A 6,836-nucleotide genomic window follows, 5' to 3' on the forward strand; every position below is an offset into this window, starting at 1 on the left:
CGGCTCGATTCGCGCAGCCTGGGCACGCGCCAGTGCCCGGTGCTGTTCGTCCCGGAAATCGCCCGCGGGCTGGTCGGCCACCTGGTCAGCGCGGTGAGCGGCGGCGCGCTGTACCGTCGCGCCAGCTTCCTGCTGGATCACGCCGGCAGGCGGGTGATGCCGGAGTGGATGAACATCGTCGAGCGTCCGCTGCTCCCGCGCGGCATGGGCTCGGGCGCATTCGACGCCGAGGGCGTGGCCACGGGCGACAGCGCACTCATCGAGAACGGCGTGCTGGCCCGCTACATCCTGAGCAGCTACTCGGCACGCAAGCTCGGGCTGGAATCGACCGGCAACGCCGGCGGCATCCACAACCTGCTGGTCGAGCCTGGGCAGGACGACTTCGCCGCGCTGCTCAAGCGCATGGGCACCGGCCTGGTCGTCACCGAGGTGATGGGGCAGGGCGTGAGCACGCTGACCGGCGACTACTCGCGCGGCGCGGCCGGTTTCTGGGTCGAGGGTGGGGAGATCGCCTACCCGGTGGAGGAGATCACCATCGCCGCCAACCTGCGCGACATGTTCGCGGGCATCGTGGCCGTGGGCAGCGACGTGGACCGGCGCGCGCAGATCCTGACCGGCTCGATCCTGCTGGACCGCATGACCGTGGGCGGACAATAGCCTTTGGCCTATGGCGCCGCCGCGCGGCTTTGCTAGCATCGCAGCACCGGCGAGAGGCCGGCGTCATCGAAGGAAAGAGGAGCCTGTCATGAGCGTTCCACCCGATTCCGTCGTCCCGCCCCCGCCGCCTCCCGGTGAGCCGGTCCCGCCGCCCGAGCCGTTCGATTCGGCCGGTGCGCCCAGCCACGAGGAGCGCCAGTGGGCGCTGTTCGCGCACCTGTCCGCCCTGGTGGGCGGGCTGCTCACCGGCGCGTTCGCCGGCCTGGGCTGCTTCATCGGCCCGCTGGTGATCTGGTTGATCAAGAAGGACACCATGCCCTTCGTCGACGATCAGGCCAAGGAGGCGCTGAACTTCAACATCACCCTGGCCATCGTCGGCGTGATCCTGTTGCTGCTGACCCTGGTCACCTTCGGCTTCGGCGCATTGCTGACGGTGCCGGTCGGCATCCTGGTCGGCATTGCCTGGCTGGTGTTCACGATCATCGCCGCGATCAAGGCGAACGAGGGCGAGCGGTACCGTTATCCGTTCACCCTGCGCCTGATCAAGTGACCCGCGGGTGGGCCCCGGCCCACCCGGCTTCCTGCAGGAGCGCCGCTGTGCGCGACCACGAGCATCCCGGTCGTGCGCAGCGGCGCTCCTGCGGCTTTTTCAGTGGGAGCGATGAGCCGCGTAGTGGGCCAGCTCTTCGAGCAGCACGGCCCGGTCGCCGAACGGCGCGATCGCCTGCAGCGCCGCAGCGATCAGCTCGGCCAGCCGTGCGCGCGACGCCGCCAGGCCGATGATCGAGGGAAAGGTGGGCTTGTCGGCCGCCGCGTCCTTGCCGGCGGTCTTGCCGATCACCGCTGACTCGCCTTCCACGTCGAGGATGTCATCGCGGACCTGGAAGGCCAGGCCGACGGCCGCCGCATAGCGATCCAACGCATCGATCGCGCCCGCGTCGGCGCCCGCGGTGAGCGCACCCAGCTGCACGGCGGTTCGGATCAGTGCGCCGGTCTTGCAGGCGTGCATGTGTTCCAGCTCCGCCAGCGTCAGCCTGCGGCCCACGGCCGCCAAGTCCAGCGCCTGCCCGCCGGCCATGCCTTCGGCGCCGCAGGCGCGGCCGAGCACACGCAGCATGTCCAGCGCGCGGGCGGCGTCGGTGCCGCTGTGCGGATCGTGGGCCAGGATCTCGAAGGCGAGCGCCTGCAAGGCGTCGCCGGCGAGGATCGCCATCGCCTCGCCGTAGACGATGTGGCAGGTCGGCCGACCACGGCGCAAGGCGTCGTCGTCCATCGCCGGCAGGTCGTCGTGCACCAACGAGTAGGCGTGAATCAGCTCGACCGCGCAGGCGGGTGCATCCAGTTCGATGCCATCCATGCCGAGCGCGTGGCCGGCGGCATAGACCAGCAGCGGGCGTAGCCGCTTGCCACCACCCAGCACGGCGTAGCGCATGGCGCGGTGCAGCTCCAGTGGCGGCAGCTGCTCGGACGGCAGCACGCGCGCCAGGGCGGCGTCGGCACGCGCGGTCAGCGCGAGCAGCCGGGGGCCGAGTTGGAACGGCGCGTCAGGGTTCGGGGTCGAAGGGTTCGGCGTCGTCGGGCGCATCGGGATCGAGCAGCAGGCGCACGCGCAGTTCGGCCTTGTCCAGGGCCTGCTGGCAGTGACGGTAGAGGCCGATGCCGCGCTCGAAGGAGGCCAGCGATTCGTCCAGGCTCAGCTCGCCGCCTTCCATGCGCGCCACCAGTTGCTCGAGCTCGTCCAGCGAATGCTCGAAGTCGGCGACGGATGGGGTTTCCGCGGTGGCGGGAGCGGTCTTGGCCATGGGCGGCAACGCTAGCGCAGCGGGGTGCCGGAATCAATGTTTGGGGGTGTGCGGGCCTCGGACTTTGGCGCTTCGCGGGCGACGCTCTGGGTGAATGGCTTTCAGTAGATCCGTTCGCGCTCAGCGCGGGCCGCACGCCGAAGTCGAAGCATGGCCCCGAGCCCCGCGGTGCTCCTGGCGCGAGAGCGACCAGGGCGGCTCAAGCAGCCGGCATCCACCGCGGCTGGGCGCCGGCGGCATCGAACAGCGCGGAGCCATGGGCCGTTCGCCAGAGGTCGGCGACCGCGATGAGTTCGCCTTCCGCATAGAGCAACGGGCAGGCTTCCCGCCGCCAGGGCGGCACCCCGGCCTGCTGGAACAGGTCGCGCAGTTCGCGGGTATGCCGGTCGCCGGCGGGCCTGATGCGCTCGCCACCCCGGCGCAGGCGCACGACGAACGGGGTGCCGAGGGGCCCCGCCGGAGCGAGCGCGAGCTGGCCGCCATCGGGCAGCGTCAATGGGGCGCCACGCCAGCAGGCCTGCCAGTGCGGATCGATCGGCGGCCGTGGCGCAAGCGCCCACAAGCGCCCCCTCCAGATGTGCAGCTCCACGCCTGGCCAGCGCACGCACGGCTGTTGGCCGGGCCGGGCATGGCACTGGCGTTCGATCTGTCGCCGCTGTGCGGTCGTAGGTGCAGGCAGGCCTTGGGCATGCAGCCAGTGGTCGAGCAGGGGCTCGCGCAGGGCGGGATCGAGGGCGAGCCAGCCTTGCGCATCGAGGCTGTCACTGGCGGAGTCGTGCAGGGCGGCGAACGCTTCAAGCCAGTGCGCGCGCAAGGCCTCGTCCGCGGCCCGGCAGAGCGCCGCGCTGTGCAGGATGGAATCGACCGCATGCGGCCAGTGCCGACGCATGCGCGGCAGGATGTCGTGGCGCAGATGGTTGCGCGCCAGGGCGGTGTCCTGGTTGGACGGATCGTCGATGCAGGGCAGCGCGTGAGCCTCGATGTAGTTGCGCAACACCGTGCGCGGGAGAGCCAGCAGCGGGCGCCAGAGCTGGCCCCGACCGAGCGGACGGACGGCCCGCATGCCGCCGAGTCCCTGCGGGCCGGCGCCGCGCAGCAGCTTGAGCAGCACCGTTTCGGCCTGGTCGTCGCGATGGTGTCCCAGCAGCAGCCATTCGCCGGGATGCAGCGCGCCAGCGAAAGCGGCGTAGCGCGCATGCCGCGCGGCAGCTTCCAGGCCCTCGCCGGCGGCACGCGGCACCTCGACCCGGCGCACCTCGCAGCGGACGTCCAGCGACGCACAGAACGCCGCCGCCTGCGCGGCCCAGGCGCCGCTTGCCGGATGCAATCCGTGGTCCACGTGCACGGCGCGCAGGCCACGTGCACGCGCCTGCGGCAACGCGGCCAGTGCATGCAGCAACGCAGTGGAATCGGGCCCGCCGCTGAAGGCCACGCACAGCGGGCCGTCCGGGTGGCTGTCCAGGGCGTGGCGCAGCGTGTCGGGCAGCGTGCGCAGGTTATTCACGGCTGGCCGGCTTCTTCTTGTTGCGCACGTAGATGTGCTTGCCGTTGCCGAGCTGGCGGTCTTCGGTATCAAACAGCCCGATCGCACCGATGAGGCCACTCAGCTTGCCATAGCCCCAGTTGCGCGAGTCGAACTCCGGCGCGCGCTTGCTGACCATGCTGCCGACGGCGCCGAGGCCCGCCCAGCCGGTGTCGTCGGCGGCGTCCTCGATGGCGTTGCGCAGCAGGTTCACCAGCCGCGTGTCCTGGCGTAGCTCCTGCGTGTTCAAGCGCTGGGCCGGTTCGGCGGGCTTTTCGCTGTCGCTGTCGGGCTCGCCGAGCACGTCGGTATAGATGAACTTGTCGCAGGCGGCGACGAACGGCCCCGGCGTCTTGCGCTCGCCGAAACCGTAAACGGTGAGGCCGGACTCTCGGATGCGCCGCGCCAGCGTGGTGAAGTCGCTGTCGCTGGAGACAATGCAGAAGCCATCGAAGCGGCCCGTGTAGAGCAGGTCCATCGCGTCGATGATCATCGCCGAGTCGGTGGCGTTCTTGCCTTTGGTGTAGCCGAACTGCTGGATGGGCTGGATCGACAGGTCCAGCAGCCGGTCCTTCCAGCCGCGCAGGTGGTTGTCGGTCCAGTCGCCGTAGGCGCGCTTGACGTGGGCGGTGCCGTAGCGGGCCACCTCCGCGAGCAGGCCCTCGGCCAGACCGGGTTGGGCATTGTCGGCGTCGATCAGTACGGCGAGCTTGGCGTGGTCGGCCATGGCGATGTCTTTTGGGACGGGCCCCGATAGTAAACCGGGGGCGCGGCCCTCTGTAGGAGCGCACCCAGTGCGCGACCGCAGGCATCCGGTCGCGCACTGGGTGGGCTCCTACGCGGTCAGCGCTGTAGAAAGGCGCAGGCCTCGACCACCGCCTCCGGCGCGCGGATGTGGGCGTGGGCGAGTCCGCGCACGCCGGTCAGGCGCTTATTCGGCGTAGGCGCCGTAGCTGCGCAGCCGGCGGTAGCGCTGCTCGAGCAGGTCCGGCTCGGCGACCGCTTCGAGCTCGTCGAGCTGGTTCATCAGCACGGCCTTGAGGCGGACCGCCATCGAGCGCGGGTTGCGGTGGGCGCCGCCCAGCGGTTCGCGGATCACCTTGTCGACCAGGCCGAGTTCGTGCAGGCGCGGAGCGGTCATGCCCAGCGCCTCGGCGGCGTCGCGGGCCTTGTCCTGGCTCTTCCACAGGATCGAGGCGCAGCCTTCGGGGGAGATCACCGAGTAGGTCGAGTACTGCAGCATGTTGACGCGGTCGCCCACGCCGATCGCCAGCGCGCCGCCGGAGCCGCCCTCGCCGATCACCGTGCAGACGATCGGGGTCTTCAGGTCGGCCATCTCCAGCAGGTTGCGGGCGATCGCCTCGCTCTGCCCGCGCTCCTCGGCGCCGACGCCCGGGTAGGCGCCGGGAGTATCGATGAAGGTCAGCAGCGGCAGGCCGAAGCGCTCGGCCGTCTTCATCAGGCGCAGCGCCTTGCGGTAGCCCTCCGGGCGCGGCATGCCGAAGTTGCGGCGCACCTTGGTCCTGGTGTCGCGGCCCTTCTGGTGGCCGATGATCATCACCGGCCGGCCGTTGATGCGGCCCAGGCCGCCGACGATGGCGGCGTCGTCGGCGAAGGCACGGTCGCCGGCCAGTTCCTGGAACTCCTCGCAGATCACGCCGATGTAATCGAGCGTGTAGGGCCGCGCCGGGTGGCGCGAGAGCTGGGTGATCTGCCAGGAATTGAGGTTGCGGAAGATCTCGGCGGTCTTGACCTTGAGCTTCTCGCGCAGGCGCGCGACTTCCTCGTCGATGTTGAATGCCTGGCCATGGCTGGCGTGGCGCAGTTCTTCGATCTTCGCTTCAAGTTCGGCGAGCGGTTGTTCGAAATCGAGGAAGTTGGGGTTCATTCGCGGGCGGTTCGGGACGCTGAGCGGGGCAGTATAGCCGGGGTGGGTGTCAAGGCGGGAACGCGGGCGTATGGGGCCCAGGCGGCCGTTCGCCGGGGAGATGGCCCTTCGACTTCGGCCCCAGGGGCCTACGCTCAGGGCGAACGGTTGTTTGTTCCCTCCCGCGGAGGGAGAGGGGCTCAGGCTTCGGACTTGACGATCCGGAGCTTGGCCGCCTCGACCCAAGACAGCCCGCGCAGCGCGCGCAGCAGGTCGGGAATGGCTTCCACGCGCCACTGCTCGCCCAGCTCCAGGTCGGCTTGGGCGCTGCGGTTGTGGTAGCCGTGCAGGATTACCGTGGCGCGGCCGCCGCGGTAGCCGGCCAGGGTCTGCTTGAGTTCCTGCTCGAAGCCCGGGCCGATCCCGTTCAACTTGACCCTGAGTGCGCGGGCGTGCCGGCGGCAGGCGTCGGCCAGGGTCATCGCGCCGCGGGCGCGCAGCTGGAAGCCGCCGCCGGAGAACTCATCGATGCGCAGGCCACCGTCGACGATCAGCATCTCGTCGCGGGTGAGCAGGGGTGCGACCTGCTGGTAGAGCTCGCCGAAGAAGCTCACCTCGATGATGCCCGTGCCGTCTTCAAGCCGGACAAAGGCATCGCTGTCGCCGCGCTTGCGCACCGCCGTGACCATGCCGGCGACCGTCCACGGCGTGTCCGGGCCGCGGCGGAAACGGTTTTCCTCGCCATCGCTCTTGCGCGGACGCGGCGGCTGGTAGCGCTCGGCGATCTCGCCCAGCGGACAGGTGGACAGCTGCGCCAGCTCCTCGCGCCACGGATCGGTGGGGTGGCCTGAAAGGTAATGACCGAGCGTCTCGCGCTCGCCCTGCAGCTTCTGCTCCAGCGGCCAGTCGGGCGCGGTGGGCAGCTCGATCTGCACCACGGGCGCGGCGCTGCCCATCAGCGCGCCGAACATGTCGTTCTGGCCGGACT

The 6,836-nt window shown here is 70.3% G+C and carries 8 protein-coding genes; 2 read left to right on the top strand and 6 right to left on the bottom strand.

Translation table 11 applies throughout. From position 1 onward, the window contains the following. Together VFH59_RS14680 and VFH59_RS14685 are read left to right on the top strand one after the other, a co-directional pair. The coding region (locus VFH59_RS14680) for a metallopeptidase TldD-related protein (protein ID WP_325165652.1) at positions 1-657 on the top strand (657 nt) is incomplete at its 5' end. Between the two features lie 88 nt (positions 658-745). After that, positions 746-1,207, top strand: a complete 462-nt coding sequence (locus tag VFH59_RS14685) for a DUF4870 domain-containing protein (protein WP_325165653.1) — start codon at positions 746-748, stop codon at positions 1,205-1,207. A 99-nt stretch (positions 1,208-1,306) separates the two neighbouring features. Here VFH59_RS14685 and VFH59_RS14690 read toward each other — a convergent pair whose 3' ends face one another. The 6 genes from VFH59_RS14690 to VFH59_RS14715 form a co-directional block, all read right to left on the bottom strand. Further along, entirely contained in the window at positions 1,307-2,242 is a 936-nt protein-coding gene (locus tag VFH59_RS14690) for a farnesyl diphosphate synthase (protein WP_325165654.1), read from the bottom strand. Continuing rightward, complete coding sequence (locus VFH59_RS14695) at positions 2,202-2,459, bottom strand: exodeoxyribonuclease VII small subunit (protein ID WP_325165655.1); 258 nt, start codon at positions 2,457-2,459, stop codon at positions 2,202-2,204. Before VFH59_RS14695 ends, VFH59_RS14690 begins: the two co-directional genes overlap by 41 nt. 199 nt (positions 2,460-2,658) lie before the next feature. After that, complete coding sequence (tilS, locus tag VFH59_RS14700; protein WP_325165656.1) at positions 2,659-3,963, bottom strand: tRNA lysidine(34) synthetase TilS; 1,305 nt, start codon at positions 3,961-3,963, stop codon at positions 2,659-2,661. Continuing rightward, positions 3,956-4,708: an NYN domain-containing protein gene (locus tag VFH59_RS14705; protein WP_325165657.1), complete on the bottom strand. Its 753-nt coding sequence runs from the start codon at positions 4,706-4,708 to the stop codon at positions 3,956-3,958. Before VFH59_RS14705 ends, tilS begins: the two co-directional genes overlap by 8 nt. 204 nt (positions 4,709-4,912) lie before the next feature. Further along, positions 4,913-5,869: an acetyl-CoA carboxylase carboxyltransferase subunit alpha gene (locus tag VFH59_RS14710; protein ID WP_325165658.1), complete on the bottom strand. Its 957-nt coding sequence runs from the start codon at positions 5,867-5,869 to the stop codon at positions 4,913-4,915. A 179-nt stretch (positions 5,870-6,048) separates the two neighbouring features. After that, positions 6,049-6,836: OB-fold nucleic acid binding domain-containing protein (locus tag VFH59_RS14715; RefSeq protein WP_325165659.1), on the bottom strand; the 788-nt coding region annotated here is incomplete at its 5' end.

This window comes from Frateuria sp. (assembly GCF_035695185.1).
In the GTDB taxonomy this organism is placed as follows: Bacteria; Pseudomonadota; Gammaproteobacteria; order Xanthomonadales; family Rhodanobacteraceae; genus Frateuria_A.

Coding starts and splice junctions, on each gene's coding strand:
- VFH59_RS14710 (WP_325165658.1), bottom strand. CDS start 5,869: ATGAACCCCAACTTCCTCGATTTCGAACAACCGCTCGCCGAACTTGAA.
- VFH59_RS14705 (WP_325165657.1), bottom strand. CDS start 4,708: ATGGCCGACCACGCCAAGCTCGCCGTACTGATCGACGCCGACAATGCC.
- VFH59_RS14690 (WP_325165654.1), bottom strand. CDS start 2,242: ATGCGCCCGACGACGCCGAACCCTTCGACCCCGAACCCTGACGCGCCG.
- VFH59_RS14685 (WP_325165653.1), top strand. CDS start 746: ATGAGCGTTCCACCCGATTCCGTCGTCCCGCCCCCGCCGCCTCCCGGT.
- VFH59_RS14695 (WP_325165655.1), bottom strand. CDS start 2,459: ATGGCCAAGACCGCTCCCGCCACCGCGGAAACCCCATCCGTCGCCGAC.